The following is a 14155-nucleotide window of genomic DNA, read 5'->3' as shown; positions in this document are numbered from 1 at the left end:
AGATTGTCACTCACGGGGCCTCCTCTGCCGATACCGGCGCATCGAGTTTCGTTCCGGCTGAACTGGCGGACACGGGACCTCCCGGAGGTTGGGGGAACCCGGCGCTACGCCATCGGCGTGCCGCAGGTCACGTGGGACCATAGATTATCGTCCGACGATCCAGCAAGGATCATCGGCGACTTCGACGTTCCGGGGTGGCATAGCTGCCCAGCACCTCTCGTTCGGCGTCGCGCAGGTAGGTGTCCAGCAGGCCCGCCGCGCCGTCGAGGTCGCCCGCGCGCACCGCGTCGGCGATGGCCGGATGCCGCCGCAGGAAGTGCTGGTGGAATGCCGACGTGTCGTGCATGAAGGCGTAGGCGAGCCGGAATTCGGCCAGCACCTCGGTGATCAGGCCGTCCAACCGCGGGCTGTCGGCCAACCCGACCAGCGCCTCGTGGAAGCGGATGCTGGCCGCCGCCACCTGCGACCACTGCCCCTCCCGCTCGGCGCGCCGACCGTCCTCGATCGCCGCGCTCATCCGCCGCAGGCCCGCCGGGGTCAGCACCTCCACCTGCCGCAACGCCGCGCATTCGACGACCCGCCGCACCCGGTACAGATCGGAGATGTCGTCCCTGCTCAACTGCCGGACGAACACGCCGCGACTGAGCTCGTGCACGAGCAGGCGCTCCCGGATCAGCAGCCGGAACGCCTCCCGCAGGGTGCTGCGGGAAACGCCGAGGTCCTCCCGGACGCGTTCCTCCGACAGCCGGGTCCCCGGCTCGTAGCGGCCCTCGATGATCCCGGCGCGCAGCGCATCGGCCACCCGGCTGGCGCTGCTCTCCCGCGTCAGCCCGGCGGTCTCGGACCGCACCTGCTCGCTGGGCCGCACTGCCCCGTCGAAAGTCACTTCTCCACTCCGCTCGCCCGGCCTCGATGCCGCCTCCGATTGTCCCAGAGCCTTGCCGAATCGTCCGACGATCCTTACCGTCGGGCTCATGTCTCGCGTGCCGGACGGAAGTCGCATGCCCCTCCCCCAGCTGCGCGTCGGTGTCGACATCGGCGGCACCTTCACGGATTTGTGCATTCTCGACGACGAGGGCATCGTCGCGATCGGCAAGGCGCTCACCACGCACGCCGAACCGGCCGCCGCAGTCGAGGCGCTGCTGCGCGACACGCTCGCCGCGCATGCCCTCGACCCGGCCTCGGTCAGCACCGTGGTGCACGGCACGACGCTGGTCACCAACGCGCTGATCGAACGAAAAGGCGCCCGCACCGCGCTGATCACCACCGAAGGCTTTCGGGACGTCGTGGAGATGGCCCGCGAACACCGCTACGACCTCTACGACCTCGAACTGGAGCTGCCCCGCCCGCTGGTGCCGCGCCACCTGCGGTTCGGCGTCCGGGAACGGATCCTCGCCGACGGCACCGCGGTCACCGCGCTGGACACCGACCACCTCGCCGGGCTCGCCGTCGAGCTGGCCCAAGCGGGGATCGAGGCCGTCGCCATCTCGTTCCTGCACAGCTATCGCAACCCCGCGCACGAGCAGCTGGCCCGCGAGGTGTTCGCCGCGGTGGCGCCTGGCATGGAGATCGCCCTGTCCAGCGAGGTGAACCCGGAGATCCGGGAGTACGAGCGGACGTCCACCACGATCGCGAACGTCTACGTGCAGGCCCTGGTGGACGACTACCTGGCCGACCTGCGGCACCGGCTGCGGCGGCTCGGGCTGCGGCACGATCCGCTGATCATGCTGTCCAACGGCGGAGTGGCCACAGTGGACACCGCCCGGCGGTTCCCGATCCGGATGCTGGAATCCGGTCCGGCGGGGGGTGCGCTCGGCGCTGTGGCGTTCGGCCGGGCCGCCGACCGGCCCGACCAGATGGCCTTCGACATGGGTGGCACCACGGCGAAGCTGTGCACCGTCGAGGACGGCCGCCCGCTGGTGACCCACACGTTCGAGGTCGACCGCGTCTACCGGCTGCGCGCCGGTTCGGGACTGCCGGTGCGAGCGCCGGTCATCGACATGATCGAGATCGGCGCCGGTGGCGGGTCCATCGCCCGAGTCGACCCGCTGGGCCTGCTCACCGTCGGCCCGGATTCGGCCGGGTCCGAACCCGGCCCGGTCTGCTACGGGCGGGGCGGGACCGCCTGCACCGTCACCGACGCCGACCTGGTGCTCGGCTACCTGGATCCGGGCAGTTTCCTCGGTGGCCAGATGGAACTGGACGCCGCGGCCGCCTCCCGCGCCATCGAAGAGCAGATCGCCGAACCGATGGGGATCACCGTTCCCGAGGCAGCGTGGGGGGTCCACGCCACCGTCAACGAAAACATGGCCGCCGCAGCGCGGGTGCACGCCGTCGAGCGCGGCCAGGACCCCCGCAGGCTCGCGCTGTTCGTCTCCGGCGGCAACGGTCCGCTGCACGGACCGGGCGTCGCTCGGGCGCTCGGTTCGCCCGCGGTGATCGCGCCACCGGCGGCCGGGGTGCTCAGCGCGCTGGGTTTCCTGTCCGCGCCGATGTCCATCGACCTGGTGTCGTCCTGGCACGCCGAGCTCTCCACCGTCAGCGTCGAACGGGCACGGGAGTTGTTCGCCGGGATGGAGCGCGACGGCGCGGAGATCCTGCGGGATTCCGGTGTCGCCGACGGCGAAATGTCGCACAGCCGCAGCCTGGAGATGCGTTTCGTCGGCCAAGGCAGCGAAATCGAAGTACCCGTCCCGCCGGTCGGCTCGAACTGGCACGCGCAGGTGCGCCGCAACTTCGCCGAGCAGTACCGACTCCGGTTCGGCGACGTCGCGCCGCACGACGTCGCGATCGAGGTGCTGAGCTGGCGGCTGACCACCCGCGGCCCCGAATCCGATGCGCGAATGCGGTTGCGCCCCACCAGCGGCTCCCGCGATGCGCTGATCGGCCACCGCGCCGCGTACTTCCCACAGTCCGGCGGCTACGTCGACACCCCGGTCTACGACCGCTACCTGCTGGCGCCGGACTCGGTGCTGCGCGGTCCGGCCCTGGTCGAGGAGCGGGAGGCAACCCTGGTGCTGGCGCCGGGCATGCGCTGCCGAGTCGGCAAGGACGGCAGCATCGTCATCGACCTGCAGCCCGAGGAGGCCCCGTGAGTGACAATTCTCCCCGCTTGCGGGGCCGACCGGGTGCGGGTGTCCCGCAAGACGCTGTGGAGGCATCGTGACCCAACGGCATCTCGACCCGATCGTCGTCGGACTGGTCGCGAACCGGCTGCACTCGCTGCTCAACGAGCAGCAAGCCGCGCTGGTCGGGACCGCCTTCAGCCCGGTGGTGCGGGAGTCGCTGGACCTGGCCTGCGCGGTGTTCGACTCGCGGGGCCTGATGATCGGGCAGTCCACCGGCGGCACGCCCGGCCACATCAACGCGATGGCCACCGGCATGCGGCACGTCACCGCCGCCTTCCCGCCGGACGCGCTTGCCGACGGGGACGTGCTGATCACCAACGACCCGTGGATGACCTCCGGGCAGATCAACGATCTCACGGTGGCGACCCCGGTGTTCCGCGCTGGGCGGCTGGTCGCCTGGTTCGCCAGCTGTTGCCACGCCCCGGACATCGGCGGGCGGATCCTGTCCGCGGCGGCAACCGAGGTGTTCGAGGAGGGCCTGCGGCTGCCCATCCTGAAGCTGCGGCACGCGGGTAGGCCGGACCCGGTGCTGGAGCAGATCATCCGCAGCAACGTCCGCACCCCGGACGAGACGATGGGCGACATCTACGCGCAGGTGGCTGGCAACGAGGTCGGGGCGCGAAGCCTGCTGCGGCTGATGGACGAGTTCGAACTCGACGGCGTCGACGAGGTCGCGGCGGAGATCATGCGTCGCTCGGAGGCGGCGTTGCGCGCTGCGCTGGCCGACCTGCCCGACGGGGACTACACCGGCCAACTGCGCACCGACGGCTTCGGTGACGAGGAATTGCGCCTGCAGGTCAAGGTCACCATCGACGGTGATTCGGCCAAAGTGGACTACGCGGGCTCCTCGCCGCAGTCGCGCTACGGCGTCAACGTGGTGCTCAACTACACGCACGCTTACACGTCCTTCGCGTTCAAAGCGGCACTCGCGCCGGAGGTTCCGCACAACGCGGGTTCCTTCCGGCCGATCGAGGTGACCGCCCCGCGCGGCTCGGTGCTCAACTGCATCGACCCGGCGCCGGTCGCCTCCCGCCACCTGGTCGGCCACTTCCTGCCGAGCCTGCTGTTCGAGGCACTGCGCCCAGCACTGGGCGGTCGTCTCCCCGCGCCCAGCGCCGACGCCCTCTGGATGACGGTGTGGCGAGGAGCCGACGTCGACGAGGCGGAACCGTTCACCCTGACCGTCTTCGGCGCGGGCGGCAGCGGCGGTCGACCGCGTCAGGACGGGCTGACCACCACCGGCTTCCCCACCGGAGTGCGCGCCGCACCGACCGAGGTGCTGGAGGCGTTGACGCCGCTGGTGCAGGAAAGGCGGGAACTGCGCCCCGACTCCGGTGGACCGGGGCTGCACCGGGGCGGGCTGGGGCAGGTCGTGGACGTCCGCCGCCGCGGTGCTTCCGGCTGGAGCGTCAACGCGAACGTCGACCGGGTGCTGCACCCAGCCCTGGGTGCCGAAGGCGGAAAACCGGGCGCGGCAGGGGAATTCGTCGACCTGGCCACCGGCGAGACCCTGCCGCGCAAGCAACTCGTGCGGCTGGGGCCTGAAACCCGCGTGCGACTGCGGTTCCCAGGAGGGGGCGGCTTCGGCGACCCGCGGCGGCGACCGGTGCCGCAAGTGCTGGACGACGTCGTGAACGGATACGTCGGAATCGACGCCGCGCGCGAGCATTACGGGGTGGTCGTCGACTACATCGGTCCGGCCGACGCACGGGTGCGCCCGCCGAGCTCCTACCGGGTAGACGAGGAACGCACCCGCACACTGCGCGGTATGGGGCAGGGGACCTAGTCGACACGTCCTGGCAGGCTGCCCATCAACGCACTGCTCGACCGGCTGCCCGCCCGACCGTGGTCCACCGGACCGCGCGCTGCGGGCTCGCGGCGAACTCGCGGTCGACGCGGCGGCGGAAGGCGCGCCCTACGCCGACTTTCACCGGCGCCGAGCAGGCTTCGGCGCGACTAGATGAGTTATTCCAAGGGGTTGGTGTGTATGGCGGGCCGGTCGCGAGTGTTGGTGGGTGACGGGGTTGGTTGTGTGACCGCCTACGATTGCTGGTGTGGGGCCAGCCTGAACCTGGCCCCACACCAGGTGTTATCGGGCGGGAGCGACGCTCAGTCGCGGCGGTCCCCATTCTGCGATGCGAACCGGCATCGACTCACCGACTTGTGGGGTCTGGTCCCATGAATCCTTGTGCAGCAAACCATGGATTCCGGGCGCGACCTCGACGAACGCGCCGAACGGAACAACCGAAACCACAGTCGCGTCGACGACGGCGCCGACCTCGTGCCCTTCCCGGAATGCCTGCCATTCGGCAAGCGAAACCTCACGAGAAGACATTGATTTCACCTCCTTTCGCAGTCCCGAGAGATCGTTGGGATGCGTTCGGAGGGCGGGGGGCCTCTGGCCCGCGCCGCGCTCACCGCGCGGCCGGGAACCCCGTCTGTGCGCGGCCTACAGCCGACCCGGCAGTCACGAGCGCCAGGTTAGCAGAACCGAGGAGGCGTACCGCATTGCCGCCGTCGAAGGTGCAGGCCTCTGATTGACGGAATATATTGCGCGGGAATTGATTCCGCGTGTCGAGGCCGCGATGTCGCGCGAGGGTGTCATAGATCAAAGTTGTGAGCAAATGATATCGACACCCTTGCTACCGCTCTCTAACTCACCACCGACGACCTGTTGAAGCATCGCCCGGACCTGGCAGTGGCGTCCGCCGGTCGGTTTCGCGCCGCGGCTGACCGATGCCGAGCTGGTGACGTTGGCGGTGATGCAAGCGCTCCGAGCTGGCCGGATGGGCCGAATACCGGTACTACGCCTCACATTCACGCTACTTCTGGGGACTGCGGCTGCATCTGATCGCGACCCTGGGTGGCCCGCCTATCGGGTTCGCCAGCAAAGGTGAAGCCGAACGCCCCGGCACCGCCCTTTTCAAACCGTTGCGGCACGCTGTCGAGTCGATCAACCAGACCCTCAAGGCCCAGCTCGACCTCGAACGCCACGGCGGTCGCACCGTCGTCGGTGTCTGCGTCCGCATCCTGCAACGACTGCTTGCGCTCACCGCCTCGATCTGGCACAACGACACCACCAACGCACCGATCCACCGGCCACTGACCAACAGCGAGAGCCACGGCCCGGAATCATTCATCTGGCAGCAGCGGGGGTTGCGCGGTTTAGGAGTTGGATCCCCGTATCAACCATTTGTCCGCTACCGCGGCCTCCAGATCGATGCCGTGGTGGCGAGCGAGCAACAGGGTTTGGCACAGGACGTCGGCGATTTCCGCGCGGAAGTCCGCGTTCAACTCCGGCAGGGTCTTGCCCTTGTCCCGCGCCTGCCCGGTGCTCATGAGGAAGGCTTGGGTCAGCTCGCCGACCTCCTCCTGCAGTTTCAACACGAACCACTCCGGGGTCCGCTCGATGCCGTGCCTGTGCGCGTAGACCGCCGACACGGCTTCAACCTCTTCGGTCAGTTCCTTGAGATCCACAACTCCGCAGCTTAGGAAGGTGCGCGGATTGGTTTGCGCGGCGGTGCAAGCGCGGCTCCACGCACACGTGCAAGGCAGACGTGCACGATGACTCCGGTCGGGCATGTGTGACACTGCCAGCTAGCTTGCCCCAGTACTTCGAGGACGCCATGACCAACGCAGCACCCGAGGCCACCCCCGCCGCACCGGTCGCGCAGTCCGGCAAGGACCGTGCGGCGCGCGTCCTCACCGAGGTCTGCGCGCCTTGGGTGATCGTCGTGTTGCTCCCGCTCGCCGTGGCCTGGCAGGCGACCCACCGCTTCGGCCCCGCGCTCGGTTGGGGCCTGCTGGTGTCAGCCACCAGCAGCGTCCTGCCCATGGGCGTGATCGTGTGGGGAGCGAAAACAGGGCGGTGGGACAGCCATCACGTGCGCAACCGCGCCGGTCGGTTCGTGCCGTTCGTCGCGCTGATCACCATGAGCCTGGTCGGACTGGGTCTGCTGGTGCTCCTAGGCGCGCCTTGGCTGCTGATCGCCCTGGACATCGCCATGATCGCCAGCCTATTCGTCACGGGCGGCATCACCGTGCGGTGGAAGATCTCCATGCACTCGGCAGTGGCTTCCGGAGCGGTGGTCATCCTCGCTCTGATCTACCACCCGGCCTGTTGGGCCTTGATGCTCCTCGTGGCGGCGATCTCGTGGTCACGGGTGCAGATCAACGATCACACCACCGCACAGGTCACGTGGGGCGCCGTCGTGGGCGCCCTGGTGGGCGGCGGCTTGTTCGCAGCCCTGGTTTGAGCGCCTGCCTTCGATGCGGGTAGCTAGGCTGCCAGTTCGGCGCGAGCTCGGGCCCGTACTGTCGCCACGATCGGTGAGCCTTCGAATGCGCTGCGGACCTGGATCAGCCAGCGGGCCTCGGCCTGCGGCTCGGAGGCCACTCCTCGAAACGGCGCGTTTGTCTCGTCCGGCTCGGATTGCCGTTGGTGACCAGCTTCGTGCGCGTCCAGCGCGGCCGCCAGGCAGGCGGCCTCCACCACCTGGTGCGCCTGCTGTTCACCGAGGCCAGCCGCGACGGTGGCCTCACGAGCCCAAGTGCTCACCTCGGGGTGGATGTAGGAACGCAACACCAGTTGCGCGTCCCGGATCTCCACCACCCGCCGGTACAGCGCGAACTGCGCGGCTTCCTGCGCGTACACCCCTGCGGGCAGCGTGATCTGCGGTAGCTCCTCCGCCAGTCTCCGCCACAGCGGGTGCAGCCTCCGGACCTGGTAGCGGGCCCGTGCCCAGGCGATCGGAACCGCCGTGACCGGGCCCCACACCGGCATGGTGGCGCCGACGGCCACCAACGCCACGCACGCTGCCGCGCAGCCGCCCGCCACTTGATCCAGTCCTCCAGGGGAATGCCCGCTCACCGCGCGCATGGCAGCAACGATCTTGAGCACCGCCCACCCTGCCGAGGCCACGCACCCGGCCTGGATCGTGCGCAGCCCCGCGCGCAGCCACACCCGGCGACTCTGGGCGATGTAGCGGTACAGGAATACGCCGAATGCGACGGTGGCCCACCCGATGTAGAACGCGAACACGGTGAGGTAGGCGGCCACCGCAGGACGGTCGGCGAACGCGGCCAGGAACTCCGGGTGGTACGGGATATCGGCGACCAGCAGCAGCGCCACCATTGCAGCCGCGGCAACGGTGACCACCACAGCCTGACCGCGCACCACGCGCTGCGCGCGGTGCGCCTCGTGGACCAGGTACGCCAGCAAACCGTGAACGCACCACGCCGCGAACATGGCCAGGATGTTGGCTACCAGTCGGCCGAAGTTGGGCATCGGTTCCCAGGTGGAAACCCACGTCAGCGAAGTCGGGGCCACGAGGGCAGCCGACAGTCCCACACAACCGATCGCGCCGCACAGATAGCGCACGCTCGGGGTCAGCGCCTTGCGGGACTGGATGAGCTTCACGGCCGCCGCCAGCACCGCAACGATCCCCACGCCTTGCAGGACGATGCTGGTCATCGGCGTTTCTCCGGGCCGCGACGCCGTGTGCTGTCGAACGTCGCTTGGATCTCGCGCAGCGTGCGGCCGGTTCGCGCGTCCAGCTTGCGGACACCGCGGATCGGCGCGGGCGCGCGGCCTGCCCGGTACAGGTACAGGCTCGCGACCAGTTCGGCTTCCCGCTCAGCGGTGGCGTCGAACGCCGAGCGGCCCAGCACGCTCTGGATCAGCTCTGGCGGCAGGTCGGGCACCAGCGCCGCCACCATCGGTGAATCGGCGAGCTTGGTATCCGAGTGCCCGCACACCAGGTGCCCGACCTCGTGCAAGACGATGTGTTCCTCGTGCAGTGGAGTGCTGGGCATGTAGCCGATCACGTCGCGATCTTCCAACGACACCAGCGCACCGCACGGATTGTCGGACTCCGCTGTGGACACTCGGCGCAGCTCGATCGGCCGCCCGCGCGCCTCGGACAGCTCAGCGATGAACGTGTCCAGATCCCACGGTGACGGCAGCGGTAACGCGGCCGCCAGTTCCTGGCAGCGCACCGCCAGATCGCGGTGATCGGAGGTCGTCACGCGTTGATGATCGCTCATGGCCAGCACCAACCGCACACAGCGTAACGACTCCGCGCCCGACCCGTGACCATGGTCACGTCTAATCGTAATCAACGGCGTTCGAACGGCGCAGGTCTTCCACCACGCCACGGATGCGGTCCGCCTGGGCTGGAGTCAGCCCGCGCAGGCTCACCGACTCCACGCCGCCCTCCTTCAGCGCGCGAAGTTCCACCAGCGTGGCCAGCTGAGCCCGGATCTTCTCGCCGTGTTCGCCGTCGTCGAAGGCGTCCAGCGGAACCTTGAAGAACGCTGCCAGCGCCTTCAGGTGTTGCCAACCAGGATTCGGCGACTCCCCGGAAAGGATCTTGTAGAGCTGCGACAGGGAAATGCCCGTCGCCGCGCTCATGACCTTGACCTCGTACGGCTGCCCCGTCTCAGGGTCAGGGAAGTTCTCCCGCAGCCACGCCAGCCGCTCGGCCAACGCAGACCCTGGATCTGCCATCGCACTCACTCCGAAGCCACCGGACGCACGCCACCACGCTGTTTGACGAATTCTCTCATTCGAGACTACCGTCTGTCGAGGATTCCATGATCGTGGAATCGAGGAACCGCTGGGGGTGCGCCGGACAGGGCAGGGGGTGGTCGCGCGCCATCCCACGCCCTGCCCGGTCCCCGCGGATGCGCCGCACCATCGGCAAATCCCGTGGCAAAACCGTGGTCATCGCCACGGCCCGTCCTATGAGGACGGCTACGGCGCTGATCACACGGCCTTCATCGAGTGAGTTCGCACGAATCCGACCACGGAGTAGCCGACCGGGCCGAAAAGCCGGTATCACCACGGGCTCGACGCCACCGTTGGCACTGCCGTGTCGAATGGTTCATCTTGACGTGGCCTTGGCTCAACCGTGGCCGGTTAGACATTCCCGGTGAACAGAGCCAACTTCGCCGACGTCGACCGGCGTCGCTTCCTCACCGCCGTTTCCGCCGTGGCGAGCGCCGCCGCCCTCGCCCAGCTCCCCGTCGGCTCCGCTGCCGCCACGACCCGGCCGGATGGCGGCGACTACCCGTTCCGCCTCGGCGTCGCGAGTGGCGACCCCACGTCGTCCGGCGTGGTGCTCTGGACGCGACTGGTGCCGAACCCGTTCGTGCCGGGCGGGGGAATGCAGCCGAAGCCGGTGCCCGTCGAGTGGCAGATCGCCCGCGACGAGGGGTTCAGTCGCATCGAGCGCAGCGGCGACGCCTGGGCGCTGCCCGAGCTGGCGCACTCGGTGCACGTCGAGGCCGAGGGCCTCCAGCCCGACCGCGAGTGGTTCTACCGCTTCCGCTACCGCGGCGACATTTCGCCGGTCGGACGCACCCGAACCGCACCCCCACCGCAGGCGACCACCGGCTCGCTCGCCTTCGCCTTCGCCTCCTGCCAGGACTGGGCGGCCGGTTACTACCCGTCCTACCGCCACATGGCGGACGAGGACCTGGACCTCGTGCTGCACCTGGGAGATTACGTCTACGAGGGCGGCATTCCCGCTGACGGCGGCTACCGAGCGACCGGCACACCGGGCGTCCTCCGCAAGGCGCCGGAGGACCTTGAACGCTGGCGCATGCAGTACGCGCTCTACAAGAGCGATCCGGAACTCCAGCTCGCGCACGCCCGCTTCCCGTGGCTGGTCACCTGGGACGACCACGAGGTGAAGAACGACTACGCCAACACCCAGCAGGAACAGGCTGGCGACATCAGCGCGCTGCGCGCGGCGGCCTACCAAGCCTGGTACGAGCACCAGCCGGTGCGCGCGCCCGCGCGGCCGGACAGCGCCGGTGGGCCGCGCATCTACCGCCGACTGCAATGGGGAAATCTCGCCCAGCTCGACGTCGTCGACGGCCGCCAGTACCGCAGCGTGCCGCCGTGCGGCTGGGGCGAGGCCGACGCGTGCCCCGCCGCCTACGCTCCCGACATCACGATGCTCGGTTTCGAACAGGAACGCTGGCTCTACTCGGGACTCGCGGCGTCCGAAGCGACCTGGAACATCTTGGGCAGCAACGTGATGCTTGCCCGCCTCGACCACGACGGCACCGACGGCGACCGGCTGTGGCACGACGCGTGGGACGGCTTCCCCGCCGCGCGCAACCGGCTCACCGACGCCTGGGTGCGCCACGACGTCAGCAACCCCGTGGTGGTGACCGGCGACTGGCACTCGACGTTCGTCAACGACATCCTCCAGGACTTCGACCAGCCGTCCTCCCCCGTGGTGGCCACGGAGTTCGTCGGCACCTCCATCTCCTCCAACGGCGATGGCGAGGTCTACGGCCCGTACTACGGGCCGATGATCAAGTACAACCCGCACATCAAGTTCTTCGACGGCGACCGGCGCGGCTACGTCCGCTGCCAGGTCGACCGTGGCGAGTTCACCGCCGACCTGCGGATGGTGAGCACGGTCAGCACACCGGACGCGCCCGAGTCGAAGTTCGCATCATTCGTGGTCGAGAACGGCAGGCCCGGAGCCCAAAAAGCCTGACCAGCACCGACGATTCCGACCCGCCGGACCACCCGGCGGATCGGAACGACCGCCTCACTTCATCGGCACATGGCCGTTGAACAACGGCGCACCTTGGTCGTCCAGCACTAACCCGGGGAGGCAGTGGCGAGGGGTCAGGCGGTCAGGATGGCGATGACGTCGCCTTCGTCGACCGTGCCGCCTTCGGTCACCTTGATCTCCGACACGGTGCCGGGTTCCTCCGCGACGACCGGGATTTCCATCTTCATGGATTCCAGGATCGCGACGGTGTCGCCGGGCTGCACCGACTCCCCTGTGCTGACGACGACTTTCCACACGTTTGCCGTGATGTCGGCGACGATTTCGGTCATGGCGCTCACGTCTCCTTCGACTGGATGCGGGTGACGATGTCAGTTCCGTAATCGCCGCTGGCGAACTCCGGGGTGGCCAGCAGGTGGGCCAGGAAGGGCAGATTGTGCTTCGGTCCGCTGATCCGGAAATCAGCCACCGCTGCGGCGGCCTTCCGCAGTGCTTCCGCGCGGTCGGCGCCGTGCACCACCACCTTCGCCAGCAACGGGTCGTAGTGCGGTGTCACGGTTGTGCCCGGTCCGTATCCGGCGTCCACCCGCACCTCGGGGTCGGCAGGCTGTTGCCATTCGACGATCGCGCCCGGACCAGGCAGGAAGCGCACCGGATCTTCCGCGTTGACCCGAAGTTCGATCGCATGGCCAACCGGGGTCAACGCCGCCACGTCTACCGACGGAGCCAGCCCGGCGGCGATCCGGAGCTGCTGCTCGACCAGGTCGACGCCGAAAACCCGCTCGGTGATCGGATGTTCGACCTGCAGCCGGGTGTTCATCTCCAGGAAGACGAATTCCGCACCGGAGACCAGGAATTCAACCGTTCCGGCATTGCGGTAACCGACCGCCTCGCCCAGCCGGACAGCGGCGGCCACCATCCGCCGCCGCAACTCGTCGGGAAGTCCCGGAGACGGTGCTTCCTCGACCACCTTCTGGTTGCGTCGTTGCACCGAGCAATTCCGCTCACCCAGTGCCAGGACCCGCCCATCCGCCAGTCCGAGGATCTGGACCTCGACGTGGCGGGCGCGCGGGAAGAACCGTTCGACGATCAGCTTGGGGCTGTCGAACATCCGTCCGGCGTAGGCTTGCAGCCGCTCGAACCCGGCCCGCAAGCCAGCCTCGTCGGCGACCTGCAAGATGCCCGTCCCGCCGCCGCCCGCGGCCGCCTTGAGCATCACCGGATACCCGATGTCGGCGGCGATGGCCGCTGCCTCCGCGACGTCTCCAGGCGGCTCGACGCTACCACGGGCGACGGGAACCCCGGCACTCATCGCGATGTTGCGAGCGTTTACCTTGTCGCCCATCTGCTCGATGACGAAGGGGTCCGGACCGATCCACAGCAGTCCGCTCTCCTGCACTTGCTGCGCGAACTTGGCGTCCTCGCTGAGGAAGCCGTAGCCGGGGTGCACCGCTTGGCTCCCGGTGCGCCGCGCCGCGTCCAGCAGCGCGGTGATGTTGGCGTAGGACGCGGCTGGCGGAGCCGGACCGAGGAGTACGGCCTCGTCTGCCTCGCGCACGTGCGGCAAGTTCTCGTCGGGCTCCGAATACACGGCCACGGTGCGGATTCCCAGTCGATTGGCCGTGCGGATGATCCGTCGAGCGATCTCGCCGCGGTTGGCCACCAGCAAGGAATCGATCATCAGTCCGCTCCGGTGAACGCGGGATCCCAGGACTCCAACGCAGCGGCCAAACCGACGATCTCGACCTCTTCCTCGGCGAGCCGCTCGCGCACCCGGTGCGCGACTTCCAGCACGTTCGGCATGTCACCGTGCAGACACAGCGTGGGCGTCAGGATTTCGAGTTCCGAACCGTCCAACGCCTTGGCACTGCGCGCTTTGACGATGCCGATCGCTCGGCGCACCACGTCGTCCGGGTCGTAGGGCAACTTGGCGGACTCGACTCTGGGGTATCCGTCCGGCTGGTACTCCAGGTCGATGTATCCCTCGTAGACGACCGTCAAGCCGTACTCGGCGGCCAACCGCTGCGGCCAGCCCTGCCCCACGATCACCACGAGATCCTTGTTGTAACCGGCGACCGCTTCCAGCAGCGCCCGCGCGTAGTCCTCGTCCCGCCCGCACATCGCGTAGAGCGAACCGTGCGGCTTCACGTGCCGCAGCACACCACCCTCAGCCCGGACGAAGGCGTCCAGCGCGCCGAGCTGGTACAGCACGTCATCCCGGAGGTCCTCCGGGGCGATGGCCAACGGGCGGCGACCGAAGCCCCGCAGATCCGGCAGTGCGACGTGTGCACCGATGTCCGCTCCCGCGACGACAGCGGCGGCGGTGACCCGGTGCATGATGCGCGGGTCACCAGCGTGGAAACCACACGCGATGTTCACGGTCGGTACGAGCGAGATCAGCTCTTCGTCGGGACCGAGTTGCCAGCGCCCGTATCCCTCGCCCATGTCGGAGTTGATGTTGATCTTCCAGTTCACGACTCCTCCAGGTCATCT

The 14155-nt window shown here is 68.6% G+C and carries 13 protein-coding genes and 1 pseudogene; 5 read left to right on the top strand and 9 right to left on the bottom strand.

What is annotated here, in order from left to right; all coding sequences use genetic code 11:
* Positions 1–169: 169 nt before the first annotated feature.
* Positions 170–886: a GntR family transcriptional regulator gene (locus tag MOQ72_RS08115; protein WP_242181539.1), complete on the bottom strand. Its 717-nt coding sequence runs from the start codon at positions 884–886 to the stop codon at positions 170–172.
* A gap of 115 nt (positions 887–1001) precedes the next feature.
* Here MOQ72_RS08115 and MOQ72_RS08110 point away from each other — a divergent pair, with 115 nt between their 5' ends.
* A complete protein-coding gene (locus tag MOQ72_RS08110; protein ID WP_242181538.1) occupies positions 1002–3095 on the top strand; it encodes a hydantoinase/oxoprolinase family protein in 2094 nt (697 codons plus the stop codon).
* A 67-nt stretch (positions 3096–3162) separates the two neighbouring features.
* Complete coding sequence (locus MOQ72_RS08105) at positions 3163–4914, top strand: hydantoinase B/oxoprolinase family protein (protein ID WP_242181537.1); 1752 nt, start codon at positions 3163–3165, stop codon at positions 4912–4914.
* A 303-nt stretch (positions 4915–5217) separates the two neighbouring features.
* On the opposite strand, the gene MOQ72_RS08100 is transcribed toward MOQ72_RS08105, so the two are convergent.
* Positions 5218–5463 (bottom strand): S1 RNA-binding domain-containing protein, encoded by a 246-nt coding sequence (locus MOQ72_RS08100; RefSeq protein WP_242181536.1) that lies wholly within the window; start codon positions 5461–5463, stop codon positions 5218–5220.
* A 336-nt stretch (positions 5464–5799) separates the two neighbouring features.
* Between MOQ72_RS08100 and MOQ72_RS45995 the strand changes: the two are divergent.
* A pseudogene (locus tag MOQ72_RS45995) lies at positions 5800–6248 on the top strand (transposase family protein); the annotation flags it as partial.
* 45 nt (positions 6249–6293) lie between these two features.
* On the opposite strand, the gene MOQ72_RS08090 reads toward MOQ72_RS45995, so the two are convergent.
* Entirely contained in the window at positions 6294–6605 is a 312-nt protein-coding gene (locus tag MOQ72_RS08090; RefSeq protein WP_242181534.1) for a MazG nucleotide pyrophosphohydrolase domain-containing protein, read from the bottom strand.
* Positions 6606–6754: 149 nt separating this feature from the next.
* Between MOQ72_RS08090 and MOQ72_RS08085 the strand changes: the two genes are divergently transcribed.
* Positions 6755–7384: a phosphatase PAP2 family protein gene (locus MOQ72_RS08085; protein ID WP_242181533.1), complete on the top strand. Its 630-nt coding sequence runs from the start codon at positions 6755–6757 to the stop codon at positions 7382–7384.
* Between the two features lie 23 nt (positions 7385–7407).
* Here MOQ72_RS08085 and MOQ72_RS08080 read toward each other — a convergent pair whose 3' ends face one another.
* The 3 genes from MOQ72_RS08080 to MOQ72_RS08070 all read right to left on the bottom strand — a co-directional run bounded on the left by MOQ72_RS08080 (position 7408) and on the right by MOQ72_RS08070 (position 9636).
* The gene (locus MOQ72_RS08080; RefSeq protein WP_242181532.1) at positions 7408–8601 is read right to left on the bottom strand and encodes an MAB_1171c family putative transporter; all 1194 of its coding nucleotides are present in this window, start codon (positions 8599–8601) and stop codon (positions 7408–7410) included.
* Positions 8598–9155 (bottom strand): M48 family metalloprotease, encoded by a 558-nt coding sequence (locus MOQ72_RS08075; RefSeq protein ID WP_242181531.1) that lies wholly within the window; start codon positions 9153–9155, stop codon positions 8598–8600. Before MOQ72_RS08075 ends, MOQ72_RS08080 begins: the two co-directional genes overlap by 4 nt.
* 79 nt (positions 9156–9234) lie before the next feature.
* Positions 9235–9636, bottom strand: coding sequence for a helix-turn-helix domain-containing protein (locus tag MOQ72_RS08070; protein WP_242181530.1), 402 nt, complete (start codon positions 9634–9636; stop codon positions 9235–9237).
* Positions 9637–10060: 424 nt separating this feature from the next.
* Between MOQ72_RS08070 and MOQ72_RS08065 the strand changes: the two genes are divergently transcribed.
* The gene (locus MOQ72_RS08065; RefSeq protein WP_242181529.1) at positions 10061–11644 is read left to right on the top strand and encodes an alkaline phosphatase D family protein; all 1584 of its coding nucleotides are present in this window, start codon (positions 10061–10063) and stop codon (positions 11642–11644) included.
* A 134-nt stretch (positions 11645–11778) separates the two neighbouring features.
* Here MOQ72_RS08065 and MOQ72_RS08060 read toward each other — a convergent pair whose 3' ends face one another.
* From MOQ72_RS08060 to MOQ72_RS08050, 3 genes are read right to left on the bottom strand one after another with little or no spacing between them, the layout of a single operon-like run.
* Positions 11779–11994, bottom strand: a complete 216-nt coding sequence (locus tag MOQ72_RS08060; RefSeq protein WP_242181528.1) for a biotin/lipoyl-binding carrier protein — start codon at positions 11992–11994, stop codon at positions 11779–11781.
* A gap of 5 nt (positions 11995–11999) precedes the next feature.
* Entirely contained in the window at positions 12000–13343 is a 1344-nt protein-coding gene (locus MOQ72_RS08055; protein WP_242181527.1) for an acetyl-CoA carboxylase biotin carboxylase subunit, read from the bottom strand.
* On the bottom strand, positions 13343–14137 hold the full coding sequence (locus tag MOQ72_RS08050) for a LamB/YcsF family protein (RefSeq protein WP_242181526.1): 795 nt from the start codon (positions 14135–14137) through the stop codon (positions 13343–13345). Before MOQ72_RS08050 ends, MOQ72_RS08055 begins: the two co-directional genes overlap by 1 nt.
* Positions 14138–14155 lie beyond the last annotated feature (18 nt).

The organism is Saccharopolyspora soli (genome assembly GCF_022678645.1).
GTDB lineage: Bacteria > Actinomycetota > Actinomycetes > Mycobacteriales > Pseudonocardiaceae > Saccharopolyspora > Saccharopolyspora soli.
The sequence above is the reverse complement of the archived record's forward strand: the minus strand, read 5'-3'. Positions and strand labels throughout refer to the sequence as shown.

Bases quoted from the DNA above. Each gene is read 5' to 3' on its own strand.
- MOQ72_RS08110 (WP_242181538.1), top strand. From the start codon at position 1,002: ATGCCCCTCCCCCAGCTGCGCGTCGGTGTCGACATCGGCGGCACCTTC.
- MOQ72_RS08100 (WP_242181536.1), bottom strand. From the start codon at position 5,463: ATGTCTTCTCGTGAGGTTTCGCTTGCCGAATGGCAGGCATTCCGGGAA.
- MOQ72_RS08085 (WP_242181533.1), top strand. From the start codon at position 6,755: ATGACCAACGCAGCACCCGAGGCCACCCCCGCCGCACCGGTCGCGCAG.
- MOQ72_RS08080 (WP_242181532.1), bottom strand. From the start codon at position 8,601: ATGACCAGCATCGTCCTGCAAGGCGTGGGGATCGTTGCGGTGCTGGCG.
- MOQ72_RS08070 (WP_242181530.1), bottom strand. From the start codon at position 9,636: ATGGCAGATCCAGGGTCTGCGTTGGCCGAGCGGCTGGCGTGGCTGCGG.
- MOQ72_RS08060 (WP_242181528.1), bottom strand. From the start codon at position 11,994: ATGACCGAAATCGTCGCCGACATCACGGCAAACGTGTGGAAAGTCGTC.
- MOQ72_RS08055 (WP_242181527.1), bottom strand. From the start codon at position 13,343: ATGATCGATTCCTTGCTGGTGGCCAACCGCGGCGAGATCGCTCGACGG.